Annotated in this window: 25 protein-coding genes; 16 read left to right on the forward strand and 9 right to left on the reverse strand. The window is 61.5% G+C overall.

The features are described 5' to 3' along the window. Positions 1-37 precede the first annotated feature (37 nt). Complete coding sequence (aroC, locus tag JFU58_RS25565; RefSeq protein WP_201142689.1) at positions 38-1,129, reverse strand: chorismate synthase; 1,092 nt, start codon at positions 1,127-1,129, stop codon at positions 38-40. Positions 1,130-1,272: 143 nt separating this feature from the next. On the opposite strand from aroC, the gene JFU58_RS25570 reads away from it, so the two are divergent. Both JFU58_RS25570 and JFU58_RS25575 read left to right on the forward strand, forming a co-directional pair. Beyond that, positions 1,273-2,235, forward strand: coding sequence for an alpha/beta hydrolase (locus JFU58_RS25570; protein WP_017480001.1), 963 nt, complete (start codon positions 1,273-1,275; stop codon positions 2,233-2,235). Between the two features lie 100 nt (positions 2,236-2,335). Further along, a complete protein-coding gene (locus tag JFU58_RS25575; RefSeq protein ID WP_003213127.1) occupies positions 2,336-3,139 on the forward strand; it encodes a hypothetical protein in 804 nt (267 codons plus the stop codon). A 137-nt stretch (positions 3,140-3,276) separates the two neighbouring features. Here JFU58_RS25575 and prmB read toward each other — a convergent pair whose 3' ends face one another. Next, complete coding sequence (prmB, locus tag JFU58_RS25580; protein WP_177027311.1) at positions 3,277-4,185, reverse strand: 50S ribosomal protein L3 N(5)-glutamine methyltransferase; 909 nt, start codon at positions 4,183-4,185, stop codon at positions 3,277-3,279. A gap of 240 nt (positions 4,186-4,425) precedes the next feature. Here prmB and JFU58_RS25585 point away from each other — a divergent pair, with 240 nt between their 5' ends. The 5 genes from JFU58_RS25585 (at position 4,426) to JFU58_RS25605 (ending at position 7,200) form a co-directional block, all read left to right on the forward strand. After that, positions 4,426-5,016, forward strand: coding sequence for a cysteine hydrolase family protein (locus tag JFU58_RS25585; protein ID WP_008433198.1), 591 nt, complete (start codon positions 4,426-4,428; stop codon positions 5,014-5,016). A gap of 130 nt (positions 5,017-5,146) precedes the next feature. Beyond that, positions 5,147-5,467, forward strand: a complete 321-nt coding sequence (locus tag JFU58_RS25590; protein ID WP_003213133.1) for a hypothetical protein — start codon at positions 5,147-5,149, stop codon at positions 5,465-5,467. Between the two features lie 75 nt (positions 5,468-5,542). Then, entirely contained in the window at positions 5,543-6,100 is a 558-nt protein-coding gene (locus JFU58_RS25595; RefSeq protein ID WP_003213135.1) for a Smr/MutS family protein, read from the forward strand. A 79-nt stretch (positions 6,101-6,179) separates the two neighbouring features. Further along, positions 6,180-6,725, forward strand: coding sequence for a GTP cyclohydrolase I FolE (folE, locus tag JFU58_RS25600; RefSeq protein ID WP_003204506.1), 546 nt, complete (start codon positions 6,180-6,182; stop codon positions 6,723-6,725). A gap of 103 nt (positions 6,726-6,828) precedes the next feature. Beyond that, a complete protein-coding gene (locus JFU58_RS25605) occupies positions 6,829-7,200 on the forward strand; it encodes a glutathione S-transferase N-terminal domain-containing protein (protein WP_017479997.1) in 372 nt (123 codons plus the stop codon). Positions 7,201-7,308: 108 nt separating this feature from the next. Here the strand turns inward: JFU58_RS25605 and JFU58_RS25610 are convergent, their stop codons facing one another. From JFU58_RS25610 to JFU58_RS25620, 3 genes are read right to left on the reverse strand one after another with little or no spacing between them, the layout of a single operon-like run. Beyond that, positions 7,309-7,629: an AtuA-related protein gene (locus tag JFU58_RS25610; RefSeq protein ID WP_063031986.1), complete on the reverse strand. Its 321-nt coding sequence runs from the start codon at positions 7,627-7,629 to the stop codon at positions 7,309-7,311. Continuing rightward, complete coding sequence (locus JFU58_RS25615; protein WP_201142690.1) at positions 7,626-8,957, reverse strand: acyclic terpene utilization AtuA family protein; 1,332 nt, start codon at positions 8,955-8,957, stop codon at positions 7,626-7,628. The genes JFU58_RS25610 and JFU58_RS25615 overlap by 4 nt, the downstream gene beginning before the upstream one ends. A 1-nt stretch (position 8,958) precedes the next feature. Next, entirely contained in the window at positions 8,959-10,251 is a 1,293-nt protein-coding gene (locus JFU58_RS25620; RefSeq protein WP_003213142.1) for a CitMHS family transporter, read from the reverse strand. Between the two features lie 131 nt (positions 10,252-10,382). On the opposite strand from JFU58_RS25620, the gene JFU58_RS25625 reads away from it, so the two are divergent. Beyond that, positions 10,383-11,279: a LysR family transcriptional regulator gene (locus JFU58_RS25625; RefSeq protein WP_063031990.1), complete on the forward strand. Its 897-nt coding sequence runs from the start codon at positions 10,383-10,385 to the stop codon at positions 11,277-11,279. A gap of 106 nt (positions 11,280-11,385) precedes the next feature. On the opposite strand, the gene JFU58_RS25630 is transcribed toward JFU58_RS25625, so the two are convergent. Beyond that, positions 11,386-11,988, reverse strand: a complete 603-nt coding sequence (locus tag JFU58_RS25630) for a glutathione S-transferase family protein (protein ID WP_063031992.1) — start codon at positions 11,986-11,988, stop codon at positions 11,386-11,388. 10 nt (positions 11,989-11,998) lie between these two features. Beyond that, positions 11,999-13,165 carry an aminotransferase-like domain-containing protein gene (locus tag JFU58_RS25635; RefSeq protein WP_093200016.1) on the reverse strand — a complete coding sequence of 389 codons (1,167 nt, stop codon included), beginning with the start codon at positions 13,163-13,165 and terminating at the stop codon, positions 11,999-12,001. Between the two features lie 82 nt (positions 13,166-13,247). Here JFU58_RS25635 and JFU58_RS25640 point away from each other — a divergent pair, with 82 nt between their 5' ends. The 3 genes from JFU58_RS25640 (at position 13,248) to JFU58_RS25650 (ending at position 15,909) form a co-directional block, all read left to right on the forward strand. Beyond that, positions 13,248-13,682 carry a MarR family winged helix-turn-helix transcriptional regulator gene (locus tag JFU58_RS25640; protein WP_063031996.1) on the forward strand — a complete coding sequence of 145 codons (435 nt, stop codon included), beginning with the start codon at positions 13,248-13,250 and terminating at the stop codon, positions 13,680-13,682. Positions 13,683-13,872: 190 nt separating this feature from the next. Continuing rightward, complete coding sequence (locus JFU58_RS25645; protein WP_063031998.1) at positions 13,873-15,219, forward strand: NCS2 family permease; 1,347 nt, start codon at positions 13,873-13,875, stop codon at positions 15,217-15,219. Positions 15,220-15,282: 63 nt separating this feature from the next. After that, positions 15,283-15,909 carry a LysE family translocator gene (locus tag JFU58_RS25650; RefSeq protein WP_201142691.1) on the forward strand — a complete coding sequence of 209 codons (627 nt, stop codon included), beginning with the start codon at positions 15,283-15,285 and terminating at the stop codon, positions 15,907-15,909. Between the two features lie 38 nt (positions 15,910-15,947). On the opposite strand, the gene JFU58_RS25655 is transcribed toward JFU58_RS25650, so the two are convergent. After that, positions 15,948-21,080, reverse strand: coding sequence for a dermonecrotic toxin domain-containing protein (locus JFU58_RS25655; protein WP_242488331.1), 5,133 nt, complete (start codon positions 21,078-21,080; stop codon positions 15,948-15,950). 159 nt (positions 21,081-21,239) lie between these two features. After that, positions 21,240-21,593: a hydroxyisourate hydrolase gene (gene uraH / locus JFU58_RS25660; protein ID WP_003209117.1), complete on the reverse strand. Its 354-nt coding sequence runs from the start codon at positions 21,591-21,593 to the stop codon at positions 21,240-21,242. A 460-nt stretch (positions 21,594-22,053) separates the two neighbouring features. Between uraH and puuE the strand changes: the two genes are divergently transcribed. The 5 genes from puuE (at position 22,054) to JFU58_RS25685 (ending at position 26,561) form a co-directional block, all read left to right on the forward strand. Continuing rightward, positions 22,054-22,980 carry an allantoinase PuuE gene (gene puuE / locus JFU58_RS25665; RefSeq protein WP_008432189.1) on the forward strand — a complete coding sequence of 309 codons (927 nt, stop codon included), beginning with the start codon at positions 22,054-22,056 and terminating at the stop codon, positions 22,978-22,980. Continuing rightward, on the forward strand, positions 22,977-23,492 hold the full coding sequence (gene uraD / locus JFU58_RS25670; RefSeq protein ID WP_063032005.1) for a 2-oxo-4-hydroxy-4-carboxy-5-ureidoimidazoline decarboxylase: 516 nt from the start codon (positions 22,977-22,979) through the stop codon (positions 23,490-23,492). Before puuE ends, uraD begins: the two co-directional genes overlap by 4 nt. An 80-nt stretch (positions 23,493-23,572) precedes the next feature. After that, positions 23,573-24,568 carry an allantoicase gene (alc, locus tag JFU58_RS25675; protein WP_063032007.1) on the forward strand — a complete coding sequence of 332 codons (996 nt, stop codon included), beginning with the start codon at positions 23,573-23,575 and terminating at the stop codon, positions 24,566-24,568. Positions 24,569-24,705: 137 nt separating this feature from the next. Beyond that, entirely contained in the window at positions 24,706-25,209 is a 504-nt protein-coding gene (locus JFU58_RS25680; protein ID WP_017479983.1) for an ureidoglycolate lyase, read from the forward strand. Positions 25,210-25,259: 50 nt separating this feature from the next. After that, positions 25,260-26,561 (forward strand): urate hydroxylase PuuD, encoded by a 1,302-nt coding sequence (locus JFU58_RS25685; RefSeq protein ID WP_201142692.1) that lies wholly within the window; start codon positions 25,260-25,262, stop codon positions 26,559-26,561. Positions 26,562-26,585: the final 24 nt, after the last annotated feature.

The raw sequence follows: 26,585 nt of genomic DNA on the forward strand, positions 1-26,585 counted from the left end.
GCTGCCCAGCGCGAGCAAGCTCGCTCGCCACACACGGTCACAGCTGGCCCAATACCGGAGTACTGACTTTTACGTCGGCGTTTTGCCCACGATGGCGCAGCAGGTGGTCCATCAACACAATGGCCATCATCGCTTCGGCAATCGGCGTGGCACGGATGCCGACGCACGGGTCGTGACGGCCCTTGGTGATCACGTCCACCGGGTTGCCGTGCACATCAATCGAGCGGCCCGGCGTGGTGATGCTGGACGTCGGCTTGAGGGCCAGGTGCGCAACAATCGGCTGGCCGGAGGAGATGCCACCGAGAATGCCGCCGGCGTTGTTGCTGAGGAAACCTTCCGGGGTCATCTCGTCACGGTGCTCGGTGCCACGCTGGGCAACGCAGTCGAACCCGGCGCCGACTTCCACGCCCTTGACCGCGTTGATGCTCATCAGCGCGTGGGCCAGCTCGGCATCAAGGCGGTCGAAAATCGGCTCGCCCAGGCCGGGCATTACGCCTTCGGCGACCACGGTGATCTTGGCGCCGACGGAATCCTGGTCACGGCGCAACTGGTCCATATAGGCTTCCAGCTCCGGCACTTTGTCCGGGTCTGGGCAGAAGAAAGCGTTGTCTTCGACGCTGTCCCAGGTCTTGAACGGGATTTCGATCGGACCCAGCTGGCTCATGTAGCCGCGGATCACGATGCCCTGGGTCGCCAGGAACTTCTTGGCAATCGCACCGGCCGCCACACGCATCGCGGTTTCCCGCGCCGAACTGCGGCCACCGCCACGATAGTCGCGCTCGCCGTATTTGTGGTGGTAGGTGTAGTCGGCGTGGGCTGGGCGGAACAGGTCCTTGATCGCCGAGTAGTCCTTGGACTTCTGGTCGGTGTTGCGAATCAGCAGGCCGATGGCGCAACCGGTGGTGCGGCCTTCGAACACGCCGGAGAGGATTTCGACTTCGTCGGCTTCCTGGCGCTGGGTGGTATGGCGGCTGGTACCGGGCTTGCGGCGGTCGAGGTCACGCTGCAGGTCTTCCAGGGACAACTCGAGGCCCGGCGGGCAGCCGTCGACAATGGCGACCAACGCCGGGCCATGGCTTTCGCCCGCGGTGGTAACAGTGAACAGCTTGCCGTAGGTATTGCCGGACATGCAGGGCGCTCCGTGAAATCAGTTGAATCAAGTCAACCGTAATAACTTAAGGCGGCCAGTATACGCAGGCTAACCGACTAGTTCATCCTCGAAACCTTACCGGTAGACGTTGGTCCAACCGGCACCTTCCTCATGATGGCGCGATGATGCTGCGAGTTTTGCTTTTGACCCTTACCCTGTTTTCCAGCCTTGGCTTCGCCGCCTCCCCTGTCGTGCTGCAACGGCCCATCAGCCTGGACACCGGCAGTGGTGAGCTGTTTGGCTCGTTGTTGTTACCCAAATCCGACAAGCCCGTGCCGGTGGTGCTGATCATCGCCGGCTCCGGGCCCACCGACCGCAACGGCAACAGCGCCGACGGCGCACGCAACGACAGCCTCAAGCGGCTGGCCTGGGTGCTGGCCAGGCACAACATCGCCAGCGTGCGCTACGACAAGCGCGGTGTAGCCGCCAGCCTTGCCGCCACCCCCGATGAACGCAACCTGACCCTGGACGCCTATGTGTCCGACGCCGTGGCCTGGGGCAAGTTGCTCAAGGCCGACCCGCGCATGGGCCCGTTGATTGTGCTGGGCCACAGTGAAGGTGCGCTGGTAGCTGCCCTCGCCGCCCCGCAGTTGAATCCGGCCGGGGTGATTTCCCTGTCGGGCAGTGCACGCCCGGTGGACCAGGTTATCCGCCAGCAACTGGCCGACCACATGCCTCCCGCACTGTTGCTGCGCAGCAACCAGATTCTCGATCACCTCAAGGCCGGCCAAGTGGACGCCGATGTGCCTACACCGCTTGAGGGCATCTTCCGACCCAGCGTGCAGCCTTATCTGATCAGCCTGTTCCGCGCCGATCCTTCGGCAGCATTTGCCAAACTGAAGATGCCGGCGCTGATCGTCCAGGGCACCAATGACCTGCAGGTCGGCGTGGCCGATGCGCAACAATTGCAGAAGGCCAAGCCCGACGCCGAACTGACGGTGATCGAGGGCATGAACCACGTGATGCGGATCGTGCCCAATGACGTGAAGCAACAATTGGAGTCCTATAACGACCCACAGCTGCCGCTGGCTGCCGAACTGGGCACACGTCTGGTTCGCTTTATCGACGGACTTCGCGCCAGTTAAGCGAGTATTCCCCCTCCAGTCCTGAGTAAAACGGCCGATAAGCCCTGGGTCGACAGCAAAAAGCCTGTCGGCCCGCAGAGCTTGGACAGGATCGCGCCGAATGACGAACACCGAAGCAACACCCGAACCTACCGCCGACACCACGGCAGACACCGAGGCCGCCGCATCGGCCGCGTTACCGTGGGCGGAGGTACAGGCCGAACATTTCAAGATGCTGCGCCTGGCCCCTTTGGCCACCGACCGCGCCACCGGCGTGCGGCCCCTGCGCTTTGTGCAGTTCGGTTGGGCCGAACGCAACAACAAGGACCACAGCCTGCTGCGCATGGTCATTCAATTGCCGGGCCAGCGGGTGCGCCGGGAACAGAATCACCTGGATATCTGGGTCGATCACGCCACCCACCGCGTGCATTTTGGCCCGGGCAACAGCCTGGAGATCGAACCGGCGAACCGCGGCATCGGCCGCTTCCTCGTGGCCCAGGGCGCCGCTTGGGCGAAAAAGAAGTGGTCGCACTACCGCGTTGATGGCGTCGACCTGGCCAACAAGGACGCACTGAACGAAGCCACACGCTTGCGCCGGGATCACTTCCTGCGTATCCAGGGCTTTGATGTGGCGTATGCCGATGTCCAGCATTTGAAGGGCAACGTGCAACCGGGCAAGGTCAGCGATGTGCTGGACAGCTGGAACACCGAAAAGCTGCAGTTCGTGGAGATTCTGGAAGCGGCGCAGATGCTGCAACAGGCCGAGCAGAACCTGGCCGAACAGGAAGTGAAGCTGCGCAAGGAAGAGGAAAAGGTCACCAAGTTCAAGCGCGAAGACAGCGGGTTGCGCTTCACGATTACGTGTTTGGTGGCGTTTACCGTGTTTCAGGCGGGGTTGTTGATCTGGATTGCGACGCATAGGTAATCCTTCTGCAGAAACCGGATACAAATGTGGGAGCTGGCTTGCCTGCGATAGCGGTGTGTCAGCCAGCATCCCCGGCAATGACACTCCGCTATCGCAGGCAAGCCAGCTCCCACACTGACCGCATTCCTGCCGTTAGATCAGACCCTCGCGGCAAACACCGCCTGATGCGCCCGGCATTGCTCTGCCGTCAACATGAACACGCCATGCCCACCGCGCTGGAAGTCCAGCCAGGCAAAGTCCACCTCCGGGTACAGCGCCTCGACGTGAACCTGGCTGTTGCCCACTTCGACAATCAGCAAGCCCTTCTCGGTCAAGTGATCCGCCGCTTCGGCCAGCATCCGTCGAACCAGGTTCAAACCGTCATCCCCGCAGGCCAGGCCCAGTTCCGGTTCGTGCTGGTATTCATCCGGCATGTCGGCGAAGTCTTCGGCATCGACATACGGCGGGTTGGACACAATCAGGTCAAAACGCTGGCCCGGCAAACCATCAAAGCCGTCGCCCTGAACGGTGTAGACGCGCTCGTCGACACCATGGCGCTCGATGTTCTGGTTGGCCACTTCCAAGGCTTCAAAGGACAGATCACCCAGCACTACTTCGGCGTCCTGGAACTCGTAGGCGCAGGCAATACCGATGCAACCGGAACCGGTGCACAGGTCCAGAATGCGTGCTGGCGGCGCGCCAAGCCACGGTTCGAAGCGGTTTTCGATCAGTTCGCCAATCGGTGAGCGTGGAATCAGCACGCGCTCATCAACGATAAACGACATGCCGCAGAACCAGGCTTCCTTCAGCAGGTAAGCGGTAGGCACCCGCTCATGGATGCGGCGGTGCAGCAACCGTTGCACGTGGGAGATTTCCTCTTCTTCCAGGTTGCAATCCAGGTAGCTGTCGGCAATTTCCCACGGCAGATGCAGGGCGCCGAGCACCAGTTGCCGGGCTTCGTCCCAGGCGTTGTCGGTGCCATGGCCAAAAAACAGGTCTTCCCCATGGAAACGGCTGACGGCCCATCGGATGTGGTCGCGCAAGGTGCGCAGGCGAGAAGTGATCACGGGGGCAAGCTCCTGGAAAAAACGACCGGCGATTCTAACAGTCTTAAGCTGTACCGACGATGTACGAAAAAACCCTTTGCCGCACGTCGGATTTCATCTTAAACACGGTTTTTGCCTAAACGTAGTGCCCTATTGACATCGCTACACGCCAACAACGGCGTACCTTACGATGGTAGCGATTCACAGAAGCGCTCAGCCAGAGGACAATGTCACAAAAGCCCCACTCACAGGAGCCCCAGAATGTCCGTTCCAAAGACGATGTTTCAACTCAGCGGTCGTGGTTACGCAGCGGCGAACCTGAACCATGCGACCCTCGTGATCATCGACGCCCAGAAGGAATACCTCAGCGGTCCCCTCGCCCTTTCGGGCATGGACGCTGCTGTCGAAAACATCAAGCAACTGGCCGCTGCCGCGCGCAACGCCGGGCGCCCGATCGTGCACGTGCGCCACTTGGGTACGGTCGGCGGGCTGTTTGATCCCCAGGGCGAGCGCGGTGAGTTCATTCCAGGCCTCGAGCCCCAGGCCGATGAAACCATCATCGGCAAGTTGCTGCCCAGCGCCTTCCACGGCACCGGCCTGGAGAAGCACCTGCAAGACCTCGGCTCCCTGGACCTGATTGTCTGCGGCTTCATGAGCCACTCCAGCGTCAGCACCACCGTGCGCGCGGCGAAGAACCTGGGCTTTCGCTGCACCCTGGTAGAAGACGCCTGCGCCACCCGCGACCTGCCTTACAAGGGCGGCATCCTCAGCGCCGACCATGTGCAGCAGACTGAAATGGCCATCATGGCCGACAACTTCGCCACCCTCGCCTTGACCAAAGATCTGATCTGATCGACCTCAGATGAGCGGGTAGCCGCCCGCTCATCCGCAAAAACCTGTCATTTGCTGCAATTGCCTCTGTACCCGGAACAACCTGTGTATCTTCCGGTCGAAGGGCCGATACCCTGGAGGAAAGGTCGGAATGAAGATATCCGATGGTTTTGATGCTCGTCGCTTGCGCCCCAAGGGCCCGAGCAACTGGCGTCTGCGCATCGGCGCCGGCTTTGCCGCGCTGTTGGCGATAGGTGGCGTACTACTGGCAATTGCCGGCGGCGCTGGTTTGGTTGGACATTCACCGGCCTTGGGCGAACTGAACGCCAGCCCTGGTGGTTCTGCAATACTGTTGGTCATCGGCCTGTTGGTGCTGTGGTTTGGCGTATGGCTGTGGCGCCGTTGCCGTCGGCGCATGCGCCAGCCCCTGTCACTGAACATCGCCTCGCACCTGATGAAAAAGCACGACTGATGGCATCCAGTTAGCGTTTGTTGCGCATCAAGCCGCCGCGATTAGGTAAACTGCCCGCCCTTCGCGGAGGCTGACATGCAAGACGACGATTTTTCCCTATTCAAGAACGAGCTGCGCGGCGTCAAGCCGATCAAGCACGATCGCGCCGACACCGGCAAACCCAAGACCGACCGCGCCCAGATCGCCAAGCTGCGCCAGGCCGCGACCGTGCGCACGGATGCCACCACCGTGGACGGCCTGTCGGATCAGTTCGTTATCGATGTAGGCCCCGAAGACGAGCTGATGTGGGCCCGCGACGGCGTGCAGGAAAGCCAAATGCGCAAGCTCAAGGTCGGCCAGATCCCGTTCGAAGGCAGCCTCGACCTGCACGGCATGACCGTCGAAAAAGCCCGTGAAACCCTCTGGGCGTTCCTCGCCGAAGCCACCAAATTCGAAATCCGCTGCGTGCGCGTCACCCACGGCAAGGCCGTGCGCCTGGACGGCAAGCGGCCGATGATCAAAAGTCACGTCAACACCTGGCTGCGCCAACACTCCCAGGTGCTGGGTTTTACCTCTTGCCAGCCACGTCACGGCGGTGCTGGCGCGGTGTATGTGATGCTCAAGCGCACCATGATGGAAGGCCGCGACGAGTAACAAGTGCCATCGTCAGGCTTGCAGCGATGTGTTGGCCGCCGTACCCTTGCCCTTTGCGAAAATCCCACTAGGTAGTTTCATGTCCCTGGAACAGAATTACACCGCGATCCTCGGCCAGCTCGGCGAGGACGTTTCCCGCGAGGGCCTGCTCGACACGCCAAAACGTGCCGCCAAGGCCATGCAGTATCTCTGCCGCGGTTATGAACAGACCCTCGAAGAAGTCACCAACGGTGCCTTGTTCAGCTCTGACAACAGCGAAATGGTGCTGGTCAAGGACATCGAGTTGTACTCGCTGTGCGAACACCACCTGCTGCCGTTTATCGGCAAGGCTCACGTCGCGTATATCCCGAGCGGCAAAGTGCTGGGCCTGTCGAAGGTCGCGCGTATCGTCGATATGTATGCCCGCCGCCTGCAGATCCAGGAAAACCTCAGCCGCCAGATCGCCGATGCGGTCCAGCAGGTCACCGGCGCCCTGGGCGTTGCCGTGGTGATCGAGGCCAAGCACATGTGCATGATGATGCGCGGTGTGGAGAAGCAGAATTCGTCGATGATCACGTCGGTGATGCTGGGTGAGTTCCGCGAAAACGCGGCGACCCGCAGCGAGTTTCTCAGCCTGATCAAGTAATACGCAGCACCTGGAAAAACCGGCGTTCATCGCCGGTTTTTTTTCGCCTGTGAAAAATCAGGTAAGCTGCGGCCCCTTCAGTCTAGGGCAAGAGGTTTCAGCCATGTTCGTCAAAGCACTTCGAGTGGGCCTCGGCCACGTCATCATCGCCGGCGACTTCCTGACCCGTCCGCGCAAAAAGCAGCGCCCTGCCGAACAGCAGGCGCAGGTGAACGCAGCGGCCAAGGACCTGACCCTGTATCAATTCCACGCCTGCCCGTTCTGCGTGAAGACCCGCCGCACCCTGCACCGCCTGAACGTGCCGGTGGCCTTGAAGGACGCGAAGAACAACGAGCAGGATCGCCAGACCCTGCTGGAACAAGGCGGCAAGATCAAGGTGCCGTGCCTGCGCATTGAAGAGAACGGCCAGACCACCTGGATGTACGACTCCAAGGTGATCATCGATTACCTGGACAAGCGGTTTGCGGCGGCCTGAAAAACAGCGAGGATCCAATGTGGGAGCGGGCTTGCTCGCGAATGCGGTGGGTCAGCCAATACATAGGCTGGCTGATCCACCGCATTCGCGAGCAAGCCCGCTCCCACATTAGTTTGGTATTGCCAATTCAATATCCAGTAACGCTGAGCCCAGGCACTTGCCATGGGCATCCAGCGCCAGCGACCGCGTCACCCCGCCCCGCAAGATGCCCGGCAACACGAAGTTCAGTGCCTGCACATTGGGCAACTCATAACGCCGCACTGGTGCAGCGCCCGCCTCCAGCAACGGCGCAAAAAATGCCGCCACCACCTCAGCCGTCAATTGCTCGCAGAGCAGCGAATAATCCTCGGCCCGATACGCAATGATCGAGATGTTCGAGGTGTCGCCCTTATCGCCGGTACGGGAGTGGGCCAGGGTATGCAGTTTCATACTTCGATCCTCGGGTTGACCGCGTTACGGGGCAACAGCAACGATGCCACCGCCACCACATGGCGCAAGCTCTTGCTGGCGCCACCGCCGCCGGACGGGCCGTTGGTGTAGAGGGTTTCCACTTCATTGCCGACGCGCACCGCCTCGCTGCGCTCTTCGCAGCGGGCGGCAATGCGCAGGCGTACTTCCCACGGTTCAACAGTGCTGCGCGGGCCATGCAGGGAGTCGATGCCGATCAATTCGGCACGCACGTCCTGCATGCGCACGCCGGTCAATTCCAAGCGTTTCAGGACTACATCGCGAGCCAGTTGCGCACGAGCGACCGCGCCCGGGCCGCCGTAGGAAATCTGCCCCTCACCGATCCAGCCGTCCAGATAACCGACGCTGACTTTCAACGCTTCGGGACGGGGCCGTCCGCTCGCGCCATGGGCCCGCACCCGGTCCACGGCCTCTTCGGTAAACGCCACCCCGGAAAAATCCGCGCACACGTCCGGCGTAAGGTAGGCGGCCGGATCATGCACTTCGTAGATCAGTTGTTCGGTGCACGTGGCCCGGCTGACCCGCCCGCCGGAACCCACGACCTTGGTAATCAACGCCTCTCCGTCGGCATCAATCTCGGCCAACGGAAAGCCCAGGCGTGCCAGGTCGTCCACGTCCTTGAAGCCCGGATCGGCAAAGTAGCCACCGCTGACCTGCCCGGCACACTCCAGCAAATGCCCCACCAACGTGCCGCGTCCCAGCCGTTGCCAATCATCCGCAGCCCAGTCGAATTCAAACATCTGTGGCGCCAGGAACAACGAAGGGTCTGCCACCCGGCCGGTGATCACCACGTCGGCATCGGCGTGCAAGGCGTCGATAATGCCCTCGGCGCCCAGGTAGGCGTTCGCGGAAATCAGCCGGTCGCCCAATGAACCAAGGGTCTGGCCGTTGTCGAGCAACTGCTCCGGCTGGCCCCGCAAACTCTCGAGTACGTCATCGCCAATCACCGCCAGCACCTTGAGGTTCAGCCCCAGCTCACCGGCAATCCGGCGCACTTCCACTGCCGCCGCCGCCGGGTTGGCCGCCCCCATGTTGGTGATTACCCGCAAGCGCCGGCGCCCGCCGGGCTGGCCGACAAAGGGCAGCACGCGGCGCATGCGCTCACTCAACAGCGGGTCGTAACCGCCTTGTGGATCGCTGATCCGCGCCTGTTGCGCCAGGGCGATGGTGCGTTCAGCCAGGCATTCGAAGACCAGGTAATCCAGGTCGCCCTGTTCGGCCAATTCCACCGCAGGTTCGATACGGTCGCCGGAGTAGCCGGCGCCGGAACCGATGCGCAAGGTTTTCATTTCAAATCACTCCCAGGAGCAAAGCCGTCAGGGTCATCAATACCGACGCGGCAAACAGAAAGGGGATGGTGAAGCGCTGGTGATCGGCCAATTCGATCTTGCACAGGCCCACCAGCAGGAAGGTCGCGGGCGTCAGCGGGCTGACCGGGAAGCCGGTGGTGTGCACGCCCAGCAACGAGGCCTGAGCCACTTGCAACGGATCGACCCCCAAGGCTTTGCCGACTTCGGCGATCACCGGCATCACGCCGAAGTAGTAGGAGTCGGGGTCAAACAGCATGCTCAACGGCATCGACAGGAAGCCCACCACCGCCGGGATCAACTTGCCGTGGCCCGCCGGAATCTGCGCCACCGCCACTTCGGCAATGGCCTTGAGCATACCGGTGCCTTGCATGATGCCGGTGAACACACCGGCGGCGAGCAGGATGCTGGCCATGGTCAGGGCGGTTTTTGCGTGGGCATCGATCCGCGCGCGCTGAGCGTCGACGTTCGGGTAGTTGATGCACAGCGCCACCACGGTGCCGAGCATGAACATCACCACCGGGTCGACCCAGCCGGCAATCATCACCACCATCACCAGTACGGTCAGAACCAGGTTGACCCAGAACAATCGCGGGCGGCGCAGGGCAATATCATCGTCGCTGAGCACCCGTTGCGGCACGGCATCCACGCTGGAACCGGCGCCCAACCCCAGGCGTTTTTCTTCACGGTGGCCCAGCCACCAGGCGCAGGCAAACACAAAGACCAGGCCGACGATCTGCACCGGGATCAGCGGCTGGAACAAGTCCGCCACCGGTACATGCAACGCCGCCGAAGAGCGCAACACCGGGCCGGTCCACGGCAGGAAGTTGACCCCCGCCGCCATCGCCGCCACACAGGCGAGGATGCGTTTATCAATCCCCAGCCGCGTGTACAGCGGCAGCATCGCCGGCACCGTCACCAGAAAGGTCACCGCGCCGGAGCCGTCCAGGTGCACCAGCAGGGCCAGCGTCGCGGTACCGACGACAATCCTTGTAGGACGCGTCCCTACCGTGCGCAGGATGCGATCAATGATTGGATCCAGCATGCCGGCATCGGTCATGATCCCGAAAAACAGGATCGCAAACACAAACATGCCCACCACGGGGGCGACGTTCTTGATGCCGGTGATGATGAAGGCACTGGTTTGCAGGCCGAAACCGCCGAGCAGTGCAGCGATGATCGGCAAGGCGATCAGGGCCACCAGTGGCGACAGGCGCTTGCTCATGACGGCGGTGAGCAGGCACAGAATGGTGATGACACCCAGGGTAGCGAGCATGGGGTAGCTCCAGAACGGCGTTTTCGGCCGGTTATTGTTTTCCCTGGAGTATTGGAATCGCGTTAGGCTTTGTAAATTGGAATATTCGGCACTCCATATTCGAAAAAACAAAACGCTCGAGCAAAATAAAAATGAAAAATTCGATCCAGCATATCCAGGCGTTTCTCGCCGTTGCTCGTACGGGCAGCTTTACCAAGGCGGCCAACGAACTGCATCTATCGCCCTCGGCCCTGACCGTACAGGTGCAACAACTGGAGGAATGGCTGGGGGTTGCTCTGCTCGACCGCAGCCCGCGCCACGTCAGCATCACCGCCGCCGGCCTGGACGCACGCGGGCCGATGGAGAAGCTGTTGCTGGACCTGGACAACATCGTCACCGGCTCCCGCGACCTCGCTGCCTTGCGCCGGGGCGTGGTGACCATCGCCGCCCTGCCCTCCGTGTGCGCCGGTGCATTGCCGCCTGCCCTGCGGCTGTTTCGCGAGCGTTTTGCCGGGATCGAGGTGCGCTTGCATGACCTGGTTGCTCACCGCATTCATGCACAAGTGCGTTCGGGCGAGGTGGATTTCGGTATTGGTGTGCGGGCGAGGCTGAGCCATGGGCTGGCGTTTGTGCCGGTGCTGAATGACCGGTTGTGTGCGTTTGTGCCGCTGGATCATCCGCTGACGCGCTATGCCAAGCTAAGCCTGGAGCAACTGGCCGAACAGCCGATCATCCTCACCGGCCGCGACAGCAGCGTGCGGGAACAGGTGGACGCGTTGTTCGACGAGACGCGCCTGACGATGCTCGCTGGGATGGAGGCCAATTACATGTCGACCGTGCTGGCGTTGGTGAGGCAGGGCTTGGGGATCAGCGTGTTGCCGGAATCGGCGGCGGACAGTCTGGAGGGGTTGAAGCGGATTACGATTGATCATCCGGGGGTGAACCGGGAGATCGGGCTGATCAGTCGCAGTGGGCAGCCGTTGAGCCCGGCGGCGCAGCGCTGTTTTGAGTTGCTCAGTGAAGAATTACCTGGCGCACCGCAAAACTAAATGTGGGAGCGGGCTTGCTCGCGAAAGCGGTGTGTCAGCCAATACATACGTTGGCTGATCCACCGCCTTCGCGAGCAAGCCCGCTCCCACATTTTTGACCGCATTGTCAGCCCAGCATCGGCACATGCTTTGGATGGCTGGCCACGCGCTTCAACCAGGCCTGCACACCTGGGTAGGCGCCAAGGTCAAAACCACCTTCATCCGCCACATGGGTGTAGGCATACAGCGCCACATCGGCAATCGAGAACTGGTCGCCCACCAGATACGGTGTCAACTGCAACTGGCGCTCCATCACCTTCAGGGCCTTGTAACCGCCCTTGTGCAGCTTCTTGTATTCCTCCAGCCGATCTTCCGGCAGCCCCAGGTAAAACTGAATAAACCGCGCCACCGCGATGTACGGCTCATGGCTGTACTGCTCGAAAAACTGCCACTGCAGCACTTGGGTGCGCAGGCGCGGTTCGGTGGGCAGGAACTCGCTGCCGTCGGCGAGGAAGTTGAGGATCGCGTTGGATTCCCACAGGCAGGTGCCGTCTTCGAGCTCCAGCACCGGGATCTTGCCGTTGGGGTTCTTGGCCAGGAACTCCGGGGTCTGGGTATCGCCCTTCAGGATGTCGATATCAATCCACTCATAGTCGATGCCCAACAGGCTGAGCATGAGTTTGACCTTGTAGCAGTTGCCCGATTTGTAATCGCCGTAAACCTTATACATGGAGGCTCCCCTATGCCGCTTGCGCGTGCTGTGCTTGACGGACCACCGCAGCGAGACGCTTGAGACCTTCGTCCAAGCGCGCCGGGTCGATATGGCTGAAATTGAGCCGCAAGTGACCGTGATGGTTATCCGGCTCGGAAAAGAACGGCTCACCGGGCATGAACGCGATGTCCTGGTCGAGCGCAGGTGCCAACAAGGTGCGGGTATCGAGCGGCTGTTTCAAGGTCAGCCAGAAGAATAATCCGCCCTGGGGTATTTGCCAGTCGGCCAGGTCGCTGAAATGCCGCGCCAGTGCAGCCTGGAATGCATCGCGGCGGCCTCGGTAGAAACTGCGCAGTTCCACCAGGTGGTGCTGGTATTTCTCGGTGCCGATCCATTGCATTGCCTGCCACTGGCCAACGCGGTTGGTGTGCAGGTCCGCCGATTGCTTGAGCTTGAGCAGGTGCGGGAACAGGTCCGGGCTGGCGATCAGGTAACCGACCCGCAGGCCGGGCAGCAGGGTCTTGGACACGGTGCCGGTGTAGATCCAGCTGGCCTTCTTCAACCGGCTGACGATGGGTTGCGCACTGCCGCCGTCGAAGGTCAGTTCGCGGTAGGGCTCGTCCTCGACCAGGGTCACGCCGAACTCGTCCAGCAGCGCGGCGACGGCCTCGCGCTTGGCCTCGCTGTAGCGCACGGCCGAGGGGTTCTGGAAGGTCGGGATCAAGTAGACGAAGGACGGACGGTGCTGCTCAAGGCTGTTGCGTAGCGCCTTAAGGTCCGGACCGTCCGCCTCAAGCTGCACGGTCAGGCAATCAGCGCCGAACAGTTGGAATATCTGCAACGCCGCCAGGTAGGTCGGGCCTTCCAGCAGGATTTTGGTGCCCTTGTCGATGTACAGCTTGGCCGCCAGATCCAGGGTTTGCTGGGAGCCGCTGACCACCATGATGTGACGGGCCTCGCACGGAATACCCAGCACCCGCGCCTCGGCCGCCAGCAGTTCACGCAACTGCGGCTCGCCTTCGCTCATGCCGTACTGGCCGATGTTCAGCGGCATGTCCGTCCAATCCAGCTTGGGCAGCATCACTTCAGCAGGCAGGCCACCGGCGAAGGACATCACCTGCGGCTTTTGCGCCGCCGCGAGGATTTCACGGATCAAGGAGCTTTTAAGGCGCGAAACACGTTCTGAAAAGGCCATAAGGGTCACCGGTAGCGAAGCCTGAGGGAAATACGTCAAACTGGTTGACCGAAATTACGACGACTTGGGCGGATACGTCAATATGCTTGACCTTAAAAACCAGACCAGCCAACAAACCGCCATGGAAGCCTTCTTCTTCGGCTACCAAGCGTTCACCGCCAAGGCCGACGAAATGCTTGAACGTCGCGGCTTGAGCCGGGTGCATCAACGCATTGTGTTTTTTATCGCGCGCTACCCGACCTTGAGCGTCAAGGAGTTGCTGGAATTGCTCGGGGTGAGCAAACAGGCGTTGAACATGCCGCTGCGCCAACTGCAGGAAATGCACCTGGTAAACAGCGTGGCGTCCGAGACCGACAAACGTAAGCGCTTGCTGGAGTTGACCGAGGAAGGTCAGCGTTTCGAACAATCCCTGCGGCGCGAGCAAGTGAAGCTGCTGCAACGGGCGTTTGCCGAGGCTGGCGAGACGGCAGTAGAAGGCTGGCTGGCGGTAAACAAGGCACTCAGTGGCCAATCCTGAATTGCCTTTGATCCTTTTCGCACACAAAATACAAAACATTATTTGCTTTATTTGTATACAAAAGCATAATTCGCTTCGTGCGAGTTCCTGACCTATTGGTCAACAAAACCCGCTGGTACCTCAAAGCGCTGCTGCCCACTCATGTGTCCGGCGCTGGAAATAACAATAAAACTCTTGAGGAGTACTTGCTGTGGAAAGCCGCAAATCCGAAGCCCCTACGCTCGACCTCTCGCCAACCCACAACGGTTGGCTGGAACGCCTGTTCAAACTCCGCTTGCATGGCACCACAGTGAAGACCGAGCTGATCGCTGGCCTCACGACCTTTATCACCATGGCCTACATCATCTTCGTCAACCCCAACATCATGGCCGACGCCGGCATCGATCACGGCGCGGCGTTTGTCGCCACCTGCATCGCCGCCGCGCTGGGTTGCCTGCTGATGGGGCTCTACGCCAACTGGCCAGTAGGCCTGGCGCCGGGCATGGGCCTGAACGCGTTTTTCACCTACACCGTGGTCGGGACCATGGGCTACAACTGGGAGACCGCACTGGGTGCGGTATTTATCTCCGGGGTGTTGTTCATGATCCTGACGCTCTCGCGTATTCGCGAGTGGCTGCTCAACAGCATTCCGGTGAGCCTGCGCCACGCGATGGGCGCCGGTGTCGGGCTGTTTCTCGGGGTGATCGGCCTGAAAACCGCCGGCATCATCGTGCAAAGCCCGGCCACCCTGATCAAGCTCGGCTCCCTGCATGAACCCGCTCCGCTGCTGGCGGCCATCTGCTTCCTGCTGATTGCGATCCTCAGCTACCACCGGGTATTCGGCGCGATCCTGATCAGCATCATCGCCGTGACCCTCGCCGGCTGGGGCCTGGGCCTGGTGGAATACCACGGCATCATGGCCACCCCGCCAAGCCTGGCACCGACCTGGATGGCGATGGACGTGATGGGCGTGTTCAACGTCAGCATGATCAGCGTGGTGTTCGCCTTCCTGTTTGTGCACATGTTCGACACCGCCGGCACCTTGATGGGCGTCGCCCAGCGCGCAGGCCTGGTGAATGCCGACGGCAAGATCGAAAACCTTTCCCGCGCCCTGAAAGCCGACAGTGCCTCCAGCGTGTTCGGCGCCATGGTCGGCGTGCCGCCCGTCACCAGTTATGTGGAAAGCGCCGCCGGGGTGGCCGCCGGTGGCCGTACCGGGCTGACCGCCGTCACCGTGGGTGTGCTGTTTATCGCAGCGATGTTTTTCGCGCCGCTGGCTGGCATGATTCCGGCCTATGCCACCGCAGGCGCGTTGATCTATGTGGCGATGCTGATGATGAGCGGCATGGCCCATATCAATTGGGACGACGCCACCGACAGCATTCCGGCGATCGTCACGGCGATCATGATGCCTCTGACCTTTTCCGTCGCCGATGGCATCGCGTTGGGTTTTATCACCTACGTGGCGCTGAAGGCCGGCACCGGTAAACACAAGGAAATTTCCATCAGCCTGTGGGTGCTTTGCGCGATCTTCATCGCCAAGTTCGCGTTCCTGTAGGCCAACCTGCTTGACCCTGCCTCACCCCGTCGGGTGGGGCTTTTGTACGAATGGAGGAATGCAATGAGTCTGGAAACCTGGCTGCTGTTCAGCGGCGCTGCGCTGGTGGTGATCCTGATCCCCGGCCCCCTGTCCTTGCTGATGATCAGCAACAGCCTGAACTACGGCCTGCGCCGTTCATACCCGGCCTTTCTCGGTGGGGTGATCGCTTCCATCTGCCTGTTGAGCGCTTCGGCGCTAGGATTGGGTGCGTTGTTGCTGGCATCGGAACAGCTGTTCAGCGCCCTGAAGATCGTCGGCGCGCTGTACCTGTTCTACCTTGCCTGGCAGAGCTGGCAGCAATCGCGGCAACCGTCCCACAGTGCCGACGTACCACAAGTGGCGGCGACTCCGCGTTTTCGTGCGCTGTTCGGGCGCGCCTTTGTGCTGGGCGCCAGCAACCCGAAGGACATTCTGTTTTTCGCCGCCTTCCTGCCGCAATTCCTCAGTGCCCAGCAGGCCTTTTTGCCGCAGTTGCTGATCATGATCGCCACCTGGACCGTGCTCGACCTGCTGTGCAAACTGGCCTACGGCCTCGGCGCCCATGGTGCCGCGCGCTACCTGCGCAGCGGCAAGGGCCAGAGCTGGTTCAACCGGATCAGCGCCGGGTTGTTTAGTGGCGCGGGGGCGGCCTCTTTATTGAGTCGCTGACCCGCCTGGCCCGGTGGCGCCGACGCTACCGGGCCCGCCTAGAAACGCTCCATTTTGACAAAGAACACCGTCACCGGATTACCTTGCCCGATCTGTTGAATGCCCCCAATTATCCGGACCAGACGCCCCTCCTCCAGTGCCCGTATGATCGGCTTGTAAATCTGCGGTTGCTGCTGGGCACTATGGCGCAACCAAGCGTCAGACAGTTGCACCATGCGGCCCGAGTTCAGACGAACGTTCGACGAGTCGCTCCAGCGCGTCAATACGTAATACAGGTTGCTGGACTTCGGATGCGTGCACGATAAGTTGTACAGTCCTGCGGTGCTGCTTTTGTGTATTTTTTTAATGGCAAAGCCCTGACGCTCCAGCACCTGTAACACCGCATGCTGGGCAACGATCGGCCGAGCGTGACCGGAGCCCTCGGCAGGTTTGATGAGTACGTCGGAGGCGATCGGCGTCAACGGCACGAAATCGACCCGCTCAAGCCCCGGTGTTGTCCCCTCCCGGCCAATATTGACGCTCAATTTTTGCCGTCGCGTGAGTGGCCTGAGCATGCGAAACAGGTCGTCGGTCTGGCCCGACGCCTCGGGAAAAGGTGGCAGCCACTCATCCAGGGTTGCGCGAATGTTCAGCATGCGGGTGGCAGTCATCGAACGGCCGGTGTCGGCTATTTCCAGCAGCCGTGTGGTGACGAAATAGCGACTGGCCGGCGTCAGGTCCGGAAAAGCGTCGCCAACGTACTCCGCAATGGGCCGGGTGAAGAGCGGCGCGCGTGGGGTCCATAACTGATCGGCACCAAAGGTGGCCGGGATCGGCTGCTCGCGCGGGCCAGGCAGCATCCACCGCGTTAACTCATCCCTGATCGCTACAGGAAGCAACTCGGGCTGCTTTAAAAATATGATGCCCGCTGGAGCCGTCGAACCATTGGGCAACAATTCATAATATTTATCCCCAAACCTGACCGCGTCGTAGGGCCTCTCTCCCTGAATGCGATACAACCTCCGTGACGGCGATATTTCCTGGATTCCAGGCCCTTCCAACCCTTGGCCCCAGGCTTGCCAATGACTGGAAGCCAACGGCGGTTGCCGGGCCAGGCGCTCAGTATGTGGCACAACCGGGGCAATCCATTCACTCCCTACCCGCGGCGCTTCCCACGGCCGATAGATCCCGGAACTGGGCCCGGGCCGGGGTTCGGGCGCATCGGCTCCCAGCAATCGCTCGCCGGATTGCTCCACGTACAGCAGCAGCTCGTCCTGGCCTTCGTTGTGGGTATTTTTCAAGCGCAGGGTTTGTTCAGAATTACGACGGTACACCGGGTACGCGGAATCCCCGTCGAGGATAAATTGCTCGCCGCCCTTGACGTAGCTGCCCTTGTTGACCGGTCCATGCAATGTCACGGCCTCCTCGATCACTGGTGGCTTCTTGAACGCGTCCAACCCTTTGAGGTTTCTGACCGGGGATGGCAGACGCAGGTTGCCAACACCACCGTCCTGCAGCCATTGGCGGTGTCTGACCCGGGTTAGCAGCGCCCCCAACCTGGGGCTGGCTTTGCCCTGAGGCGCCAAAGACAGGGCCACATCAGCCACCAATACCAATGCCGCAAAACCGGCGGCCACCGCATCCGCTGGGTCGCCACTGTGATGGGCACGGCGGGCGGCGAGCAACAGCTCATACAGATTGACTCCGATACTCACGCCCGGAATAAACGATAACAAGCCCCGCGCACGCGCCGCCGACTGTTCGTCGAGGCGCAGCTGACGGTAGTCTTGCAGCGCACGGCGTGAATTGGCCATGGCTCGCACCTCCCGGTGCAGGCCCAGCAATTGGCCATGGGCGAGGATTCGCAACATGTCGCTGCCCGTGGTGCGGGTAATACCCAGCCACTGCCGGGGATCCTGTTCGATCTGCTCGCCAATCTCCCGTTCAATTTCCGCCAGCGTCGCGGCCGGTTGCTGGCGGCGCAACGCGAACCAGCGCTTGATGCCTTCGTAGGCCCACATCAGGCTGGCAATCATTGACTGCGCAAAAGGCACATGGACGTGCTCGGCCACCGAGCGCCAGTCAAACGTCCACGGCAAGGGACTGACCGGCACCGGGTAACTTGCCAGCGCTTCCTCTTCCCACCCCGGCGCAATCTGCAGCGCCAGCGCCGCTCGATTTTCCGGACGCGCCGCCACCGCCATCAACACCTGCATCGCCATCGTGAGGTTGGCATGCTCGGTCAATGGTGCATGACCCTTGACCCGGGGCCAGTAGAGCAGCGTCGTGGCCGAGGTGAGGTCATGGATCAACAGCAGGCCCGTGACATGCCGAGGCTGTTTCAGCGTCAGGGCCGCCAGGTGCACGCAACACAGTTGCAGCGCGTGACCGTCCTTGTGCAGGTCCTGCGATGTGCGCGCGGCCAGCGCGCTGGCAAACAGGCGTTGGCCCGCCGCACTCAGGCCTTGTTGAGTGGCACTGAACAAGGCCAGGCGTGCCTGTTGGCTCAAGGGCCGTTCGGCCAGCCCCGGCGGTAACGCAGGCGCCTGGTCCTTCGCGGGGTAAAAGGCCCGGGTCACCAATTGCTCGTACTGCCCTGCCACATCCAGGCTGGAAACCAGTTCGATCAACGCCTTGGCCGGCAAGCGCCTGGCCCACTGCTCACTCAGGTAGCGGCTGTAGTGCAGGCGCAGCCCGGTCCAGGGCGCCTCTGCATCGAGGTTGTGCAATGCCAGTTGCAACAGGCTGTAGGTGCTGCGTTGCGGGCTGACCACCACCCGCACCCCGGAATCTCCCGCCGGCCGTTGAGGGTGAGACTGCCAATGGCTACTGACATCGTCGGGCATGTCGAGGAAGGGTTGGTCGATATCCAGCTGCGGGTAAAGCCCGTCCCGGCGCAGCCGCTCGATCAAGGTGCTGCGCGCAAAGGCTTCCAGGCTGGGCAACGCCAGCGCCAACTGATGCTCAAGCACCGCGCTGTTGTCGAGGTGCTGGAGCCATTGGCGCTGATAACGTTTGCGCACTGCCTGGCCAGCGCTCGCGAGCCACGTCGGCAGCGCTTTCGCCTGGGCCGCCGCCAGCCGTAGCAGGCTGATATTGGCCAGCGCCAGTGCCCGGGCGGCACTGTCCGGCACGTGTAGCTGATGCGCCAGCTCCAGGGACAACAACGTACGCGCCAACCCGGTATCGCTGACCTCGCTGAACGGCCGCCCGCCGGCGTCCACCCAACGCAGGTGCTGCTGCGCACGCCGGATGCATGCCTGAAAACTCTCGGACAGGAGGTTGCCCTCTATCACCTGAAAGTAGACCAGCACCAGTGTAGCAACGCCTGGGCCGCGCACCAGCTCCCGCGCAGATTGCCGCTGGTCACGGCTTACACAACGCCATAATGCAGAGCCATCCGGGCTTTTGAGACTGGCATCGAGGCTGGCAGAGAGATCGTCCAGGGAAGTAAACGTCTGCAATCCGCCCTCCTTGCCCGGCACCTGCAACAGCACGGGCTCCGGCAGTGCCGGCTGGCTCAGGCCCTGAGGCGTGGTGACGACAAACACTCCATGCAACGGGAAAAGCGGTTGCCCGGACTGGCCAAAGGACAGGCTTAACACACGGCAACTGCGGGGCGCGTCGCCTTTGTTCAGGGCCTCTTTCAGCGCCGCCAGATTGGCCTCGGTGATCAGCCCCAACCGTCGCTGCAAGTGCGCCTCGTGGAGCATGGCGTTGCGCTGCCCGCTCAACAATTGCGCAACCCGGTTATGCGCGCTTCCGGCTGGCGTCTGTAGCCAGAACTCACGCACGGCCAGTTGCGCCTCCTGGCCTTCCAGCAGTGTAGAAACCACTGACACCTGCTCCTGCCATTGAGTTTGCAGGGCGATGAAGCCGTCATACGGCGGGCAGTCCCTGAGCAAATCCTTCGAGTCCAGCAACGCCAGCACACCCCGCTCATGGCGCTGCACCAGCGCCTCACGGGTTCGTACCGCCATGCCGGGATGAAGCAGCCCACAGGTGATTTCCCTGGCGCGACGCTTGTGGTCCCACACCAACAATTGCTCGATGGCCTGGTTCAACAAAGGCGAGCCGGTCACGGGCCGCCGCGCGCGCTCCACTTGGTGCAGGCGCTGTTGCAAACTCAAGCCGGGTGATGTCCCGCCTGCACGCCGGAGATCGAGGCACTCCCACTCGTTGTCGCCCTGAACCTGGATCTGGACCCATGCACTGTACCGCAGGGCATCGGCGGTCAGTTCAGTCCCACGGCTTACGCTGAAAGGCTGCGTTGCCCATTCATCTTGACGGCGCAGCGGCAGACTCGCGCGCCCAAGGCCGAGGATCACCGCCGGCAGATCCCGCTGCATCGCCGCCCAACTGGCAAACTCATAAAACCCCTGGGCCGCGCCGGGCAGGTAAACCACTTGCCGAAGGTCCTGGCCCGCGCCACGCCGGCACAGGTGCAGCGCGCCGCCCAGTGGCACTGCGCCCCACTGCAATTCACTGGCGTACAAGGATGCCCAGTCGCCGCCCGCACGCTGCCGCGCTTGCGGTGTGGAAGCATCGACCAGGCCCAGGACCATGTCGAGGCCGTCGTCCGACAGTTGGCACAGGGCATGGGCCAGCAGGGCCTTATCCACCCAAAAACGGCGCTGCAACTGCACACAGTGCTCGGTGCGCGACAACGCGCTGCCAGGCGACAAGCCCTGCCAATAGTCCGCCCTTGCCGCACCGATACGCGCCGGAAGGTCCAGCGCATTCACCCGGTTCAGGATTTCCCGCGGGGTCAACCGTACGCTGGCGGCGGGTTCGCCCTGGAGGCTCAAGCGCGTGAATTGATTGATGTTGAGGGGAAACACCCGCACGTGCAGCAAGGCCATGGCCCGCTCCGTCAGGCTGTCCACCCGGCCAGGCTGGCCGGGCAGTGCTGCGACGGTGAACCACAGGGTGTCGGGGTCCAGGCTGAAATGCTCACGCAGCACTCCACGCACCAGCCGCTGGATTCGTGGTGCGTGGTACATGATCCGGCGCAGTTGCCGACCCGACTCGTTGCAGCGCCCATGGGCGGCGTGCAGGTCGTTGATAAAGCGACTGGGCGTAGGGCTGGCGTTGAGCCGGCGCATCAGGCTATGGCGGATGCGCGCCAGGTCCATCGCAGGCAGGTCCTGCCCTTCGTCCGCAGGCTCAGGTTGATCGGGTTCCATGGTCATGTTGCCAACCGCTCCAGATGAAAACTGCGAGGGTAGGCACTGCGTTCACCCGGCGGGCCTTACATAGATAGGGCCCGATCAGCAGGCGAAAAAAAGCCCGCAGTGTGAGCGGGCGAAAAACCAACGAAGAGCTTTGGGGGTGTGAAGCGCGGTGACGACTCAGCTACCGCGATAGGTGGAGTAGCTGTAAGGCGAAATCAGCAACGGCACGTGGTAGTGATCCTGTTCAGCGCTGATGCCGAAGCGCAGCACTACCACATCGAGAAACGCAGGTTCGGGCAGTTGCACACCGCGGGCGCGGTAGTAATCGCCGGCGCTGAACTGCAACTGATAGACACCGCTGCGGTAGTCATCGCCTTGCAGCAGGGGTGCATCGCAGCGGCCGTCGCTGTTGGTCAGGGTGCTGGCGACCAGCTCAAGCTGTGCGCCCTCGACACGGTACAACTCAACTTTGATCGCGCTGCCGGGGCAGCCATGTGCGGCGTCCAATACGTGTGTGGTCAAACGTCCCATAGCGTCTGCGCGCCTCCCGAAGTCAGTAAAGTGAAAGACCGCACCTTTTCAGGTCACTGAAAAAGCCGGTGATGGTTGATTAAGACACTTTTCAAAAAAATTGTACACAATAAATTCAACAAGCCCGCTCTCCGTTGCTGACGCCGATTCTGCAGGAGCGAGCGTGCTCGCGAAGATCGTCAACGATAACGCAGCGCTTCAGGGTTACCGAGGCGTTCTCAGGTTTTTCGCGAACAAGCACGCTCCTACAGTGAATGAGGTTTTTTTCAATTTAGCTGACCAGTCAGGCAGGTTTCTTGCAGTGCTACTCTGCAAAGACCCTGCGGAAAAAATGCAGAAATACAGGCTTACAAAGTGCACACTAAGTTGTATACAATCAGTCATCGTTGTGACGCCACCCAGTCTTTCCGCTGCCCGGCCGCCACACACACCGCTACCACGAACAAGAAGGAAGACTGCAGTGAGCGCTGACTACCCACGCGACCTGATCGGTTACGGCAGTAACCCTCCTCACCCACACTGGCCGGGCAAGGCCCGTATCGCCCTGTCGTTCGTACTCAATTACGAAGAAGGTGGTGAGCGCAACATCTTGCACGGCGACAAAGAGTCGGAAGCCTTCCTCTCGGAAATGGTCTCGGCGCAACCGCTGCAAGGCGAGCGCAACATGAGCATGGAGTCGCTGTACGAATACGGCAGCCGGGCCGGCGTGTGGCGCATCCTCAAGCTGTTCAAGGAATTCGATATCCCGCTGACCATTTTCGCCGTGGCCATGGCCGCCCAGCGCCACCCGGACGTGATCCGCGCGATGGTCGCCGCCGGCCACGAGATCTGCAGCCACGGCTACCGCTGGATCGACTACCAATACATGGATGAGGCCCAGGAACGCGAGCACATGCTCGAAGCGATCCGCATCCTCACCGAGCTCACCGGCGAACGCCCCCTGGGCTGGTACACCGGGCGCACCGGCCCCAACACCCGGCGGCTGGTGATGGAGGAAGGCGGTTTCCTCTACGACTGCGACACCTACGACGACGACCTGCCTTACTGGGAACCCAACAACCCGACCGGCAAGCCGCACCTGGTGATCCCCTACACCCTGGACACCAACGACATGCGCTTCACCCAGGTCCAGGGTTTCAACAAGGGCGACGACTTTTTCGAATACCTCAAGGACGCCTTCGACGTGCTGTATGCCGAAGGCGCTGACGCACCGAAGATGCTCTCCATCGGCCTGCACTGCCGCCTGATCGGCCGCCCGGCACGCCTGGCCGCCCTCAAGCGTTTTATCGAATACGCCAAGGGCCATGATCAGGTGTGGTTTACCCGCCGCGTCGACATCGCCCGTCACTGGCATGACGTGCACCCTTTCCAGGGAGCCGCCAAATGACTGCGTTCCAGACCCTGAAACCCTCGACCCTGAGCCGCGACGCGTTCGTCAAAGCCTTCGCCGACATCTACGAACATTCGCCATGGGTGGCCGAAAAGGCCTTCGACCTGGGCCAGGACGCTTCGATCGACGAGATCGAAACCCTGCACCAGCGCATGAGCGACATCCTGTTGAGCGCTGATCACACCAGTCAACTGGCCCTGATCAACGCTCACCCGGACCTGGCGGGCAAAGCGGCCGTCCAGGGCCAGTTGACCGAAGCCAGCACTAATGAACAGGCTGGCGCCGGTATTCACCAATGCACGGCCGAAGAGTTTTCTCGCTTCACCGAGCTGAACGATGGCTACAAGGCCAAGTTCAAGTTTCCCTTCATCATGGCGGTAAAAGGCAGCAACCGGCACCAGATCCTCGCCGCGTTTGAAACGCGCATTCACAACTCGGTGGAAGCCGAGTTCAAATGCGCGCTGGCCGAGATCAATAAAATCGCGTTGTTCCGATTACTGACCCTTTAGCAGACCTGGCCCGAGCGGTTCATGAACGCCCAGGGCCTGGCGAGCATCCCAAGCCACTTACTTTAAGGCAGACAAGAAGAATGAAAGCTTACGCCGTACCTTTCGAGAAGTTCGTCAACCTGGCCGACGCCCGCCTGGGCACCAAGATCATCTCTGTTACCGATGACTGGTTCGCCGACGCCAACCGCCTGTTCCAGCCGACCCCGGCCGTGTGGAAGGAGGGCGTTTTCGATGACAACGGCAAGTGGATGGACGGCTGGGAGTCGCGCCGCAAGCGCTTCGAAGGTTACGACAGCGCGGTGATCCGCCTGGGCGTACCGGGTTCGATCAAAGGCGTGGACATCGACACTTCATTCTTCACCGGCAACTTCCCGCCATCGGCGTCCCTGGAAGCCTGCTTCCTGGCGTCCGGCGAGCCGGATGACAACACCCAGTGGGTTGAAGTGCTGTCGGCGGTGGAGCTGCAAGGCAACAGCCATCACTTCCACGAGATCAACAACGACCAGGCGTTCAGCCACCTGCGTTTCAACATCTACCCGGATGGTGGCGTGGCCCGTCTGCGTGTGTACGGCATTCCGTTCCGCGACTGGTCGGCGGTGGGCGACAACGAACAGGTGGACCTGGCTGCTGCATTGAACGGCGGCCGCGCACTGGCCTGCTCCGATGAACACTTCGGGCGCATGAGCAACATCCTCAACCCGGGCCGTGGCATCAACATGGGCGATGGCTGGGAAACCGCACGTCGTCGTACGCCGGGCAATGACTGGGTGATCGTCGCCCTGGGCCACCCGGGCGAGATCGAGAAGATCGTGGTCGACACCCTGCACTTCAAGGGCAACTACCCGGACACTTGCTCGATCCAGGGCGCGTTCGTGAAAGGCGGCACCGACAGCCAGATCGAAACCCAATCGCTGTTCTGGCGCGAACTGCTGCCGGCGCAGAAACTGGAAATGCACGCTGAACACACGTTTGCCGAGCAGATCAAGGCGCTGGGCCCGATCACCCACATTCGTCTGAATGTGTTCCCGGATGGTGGTGTGAGCCGCCTGCGGGTTTTGGGCAAGGTCTCGAAGTAACACCCGATCGTTCCCACGCTCTGCGTGGGAATGCATACCGTGACGCTCTGCGTCACAAGAGCGGACGCAGAGCGTCCAGGGCGGCGTTCCCGCGCAGAGCGTGGGAACGATCCATACACAAGATTAAGAAGACAGCCATGCGCACACTGATGATCGAACCCCTGACCAAAGAAGCCTTCGCCCCTTTCGGAGACGTTATCGAAACCGATGGCAGCGATCACTTCATGATCAACAACGGGTCGACCATGCGCTTTCATAAACTGGCGACGGTGCAAACCGCCACGCCAGAAGATAACGCGATCATCAGCATCTTCCGCGCCGACGCGCAGGACATGCCGCTGACCGTGTGCATGCTGGAACGACACCCGCTGGGCAGCCAGGCTTTCATCCCGCTGCTCGGCAACCCCTTTCTGATCGTGGTCGCGCCACTTGGCGATGAACCTGTATCGGGCTTGGTCCGCGCCTTCGTTACCAACGGCAGGCAGGGCATTAATTACCATCGCGGCGTCTGGCACCACCCGGTGCTGACGATCGAAAAGCGGGATGACTTCCTGGTGGTTGATCGCAGTGGCACAGGCAATAACTGCGATGAGCATTTTTTCAAAGAGGATGAGCGGTTGATCCTCGCCCCCCACCAATAAGAGAAGGTCTGATCACTCGACGACAGAGTGACAGGCGAGAGGTAAAGACTGTGGAAGCACATTTGATGGAATGGCTGAACCTGAGCGTGCGCTGGGTTCACATGATCACTGGCGTCGCCTGGATCGGCGCTTCGTTCTACTTCGTCTGGCTGGAAAACAACCTCAATCGCGTGAACCCCAAGGACGGCCTCGCCGGTGACTTGTGGGCGATCCACGGTGGCGGTATCTACCACCTGGAAAAATACAAACTGGCCCCGCCGACCATGCCGGATAACCTGCACTGGTTCAAATGGGAAGCCTATTTCACCTGGATGTCCGGCATCGCGCTGCTGTGCGTGGTGTTCTATGCCAACCCGACCTTGTACCTGCTGGCCCCGGGCAGCAGCCTCAGCGGTCCGGAAGGTGTGTTGCTGGGCCTCGGCTCGCTGCTGGCCGGCTGGTTCATCTACTCCTTTCTCTGCGACTCGGCACTGGGCAAGCGCCCCGCCCTGCTCGGCCTGATCCTGTTCGTGCTGTTGATTGCCGCCGCGTACGGCTTCAGCAAGGTGTTCAGCGGTCGTGGTGCGTACCTGCACGTGGGCGCCGTGATCGGCACCATCATGGTGGGCAACGTGTTCCGCATCATCATGCCGGCCCAGCGTGCGCTGGTGGCGGCCATCGCGGAAAACCGCACGCCCGACCCGGCACTGCCGGCCAAGGGTTTGCTGCGTTCGCGCCACAACAACTACTTCACCTTGCCGGTGCTGTTCATCATGATCAGCAACCACTTCCCGAGCACCTACGGCAGCCAATACAACTGGCTGATCCTGGCGGGCATCGCGGTGGCGGCCGTGTTGGTGCGTCACTACTTCAACACCCGTCATAACAGCCAGAAATATGCCTGGACCTTGCCGGTTGGCGCGCTGGCGATGATTTGCCTGGCCTACGTGACCGGTCCAAAACCGGTGGCGACTGCACCGGAAGTGGCCAAGGCACCGGCGGCCATCGAGTACCAGCCGCTGCCGGAAACGGCGTTGGGTGGCGGGCTTAAACCGGCTGCACCCGCGACACCTGCACCGGCGCCTGCCGAAGCAGCACCGGCCCAGGCCTCGATTGATTTTGACAAGGTCCACGGGGTGATTCAGGAGCGCTGTGCGGTGTGCCATTCGGCCAAACCGACAAGCCCGCTGTTCAGCACCGCACCGGCCGGGGTGATGTTTGATACGCCGCAGCAGATCCAGCAGATGGCCCCGCGCATCCAGGCGCAGGCCGTGGCCAGCCAGATCATGCCGCTGGGCAATATCACCCAGATGACCCAGCAGGAACGGGACTTGATTGGCACCTGGATCAATCAGGGGGCACGTACCAACTGACTGATTAACGCAGGACCCAATGTG

It is taken from the genome of Pseudomonas sp. TH34 (assembly GCF_016650865.1).
Classification (GTDB): Bacteria; Pseudomonadota; Gammaproteobacteria; order Pseudomonadales; family Pseudomonadaceae; genus Aquipseudomonas; species Aquipseudomonas yamanorum.

What these genes read in the sequence shown, in the direction of transcription:
- JFU58_RS25620 (WP_003213142.1), bottom strand. Translation starts at nt 10,251, where the DNA reads ATGCTCGCTACCCTGGGTGTCATCACCATTCTGTGCCTGCTCACCGCC.
- folE (WP_003204506.1), top strand. Translation starts at nt 6,180, where the DNA reads ATGTCCCTGGAACAGAATTACACCGCGATCCTCGGCCAGCTCGGCGAG.
- JFU58_RS25610 (WP_063031986.1), bottom strand. Translation starts at nt 7,629, where the DNA reads ATGAAACTGCATACCCTGGCCCACTCCCGTACCGGCGATAAGGGCGAC.
- JFU58_RS25590 (WP_003213133.1), top strand. Translation starts at nt 5,147, where the DNA reads ATGAAGATATCCGATGGTTTTGATGCTCGTCGCTTGCGCCCCAAGGGC.
- uraH (WP_003209117.1), bottom strand. Translation starts at nt 21,593, where the DNA reads ATGGGACGTTTGACCACACACGTATTGGACGCCGCACATGGCTGCCCC.
- JFU58_RS25615 (WP_201142690.1), bottom strand. Translation starts at nt 8,957, where the DNA reads ATGAAAACCTTGCGCATCGGTTCCGGCGCCGGCTACTCCGGCGACCGT.
- JFU58_RS25585 (WP_008433198.1), top strand. Translation starts at nt 4,426, where the DNA reads ATGTCCGTTCCAAAGACGATGTTTCAACTCAGCGGTCGTGGTTACGCA.
- aroC (WP_201142689.1), bottom strand. Translation starts at nt 1,129, where the DNA reads ATGTCCGGCAATACCTACGGCAAGCTGTTCACTGTTACCACCGCGGGC.
- JFU58_RS25655 (WP_242488331.1), bottom strand. Translation starts at nt 21,080, where the DNA reads ATGACCATGGAACCCGATCAACCTGAGCCTGCGGACGAAGGGCAGGAC.
- JFU58_RS25605 (WP_017479997.1), top strand. Translation starts at nt 6,829, where the DNA reads ATGTTCGTCAAAGCACTTCGAGTGGGCCTCGGCCACGTCATCATCGCC.
- JFU58_RS25630 (WP_063031992.1), bottom strand. Translation starts at nt 11,988, where the DNA reads ATGTATAAGGTTTACGGCGATTACAAATCGGGCAACTGCTACAAGGTC.
- JFU58_RS25640 (WP_063031996.1), top strand. Translation starts at nt 13,248, where the DNA reads ATGCTTGACCTTAAAAACCAGACCAGCCAACAAACCGCCATGGAAGCC.
- JFU58_RS25570 (WP_017480001.1), top strand. Translation starts at nt 1,273, where the DNA reads ATGATGCTGCGAGTTTTGCTTTTGACCCTTACCCTGTTTTCCAGCCTT.
- JFU58_RS25575 (WP_003213127.1), top strand. Translation starts at nt 2,336, where the DNA reads ATGACGAACACCGAAGCAACACCCGAACCTACCGCCGACACCACGGCA.
- JFU58_RS25635 (WP_093200016.1), bottom strand. Translation starts at nt 13,165, where the DNA reads ATGGCCTTTTCAGAACGTGTTTCGCGCCTTAAAAGCTCCTTGATCCGT.
- JFU58_RS25625 (WP_063031990.1), top strand. Translation starts at nt 10,383, where the DNA reads ATGAAAAATTCGATCCAGCATATCCAGGCGTTTCTCGCCGTTGCTCGT.
- JFU58_RS25595 (WP_003213135.1), top strand. Translation starts at nt 5,543, where the DNA reads ATGCAAGACGACGATTTTTCCCTATTCAAGAACGAGCTGCGCGGCGTC.
- alc (WP_063032007.1), top strand. Translation starts at nt 23,573, where the DNA reads ATGAAAGCTTACGCCGTACCTTTCGAGAAGTTCGTCAACCTGGCCGAC.
- JFU58_RS25650 (WP_201142691.1), top strand. Translation starts at nt 15,283, where the DNA reads ATGAGTCTGGAAACCTGGCTGCTGTTCAGCGGCGCTGCGCTGGTGGTG.
- JFU58_RS25680 (WP_017479983.1), top strand. Translation starts at nt 24,706, where the DNA reads ATGCGCACACTGATGATCGAACCCCTGACCAAAGAAGCCTTCGCCCCT.
- uraD (WP_063032005.1), top strand. Translation starts at nt 22,977, where the DNA reads ATGACTGCGTTCCAGACCCTGAAACCCTCGACCCTGAGCCGCGACGCG.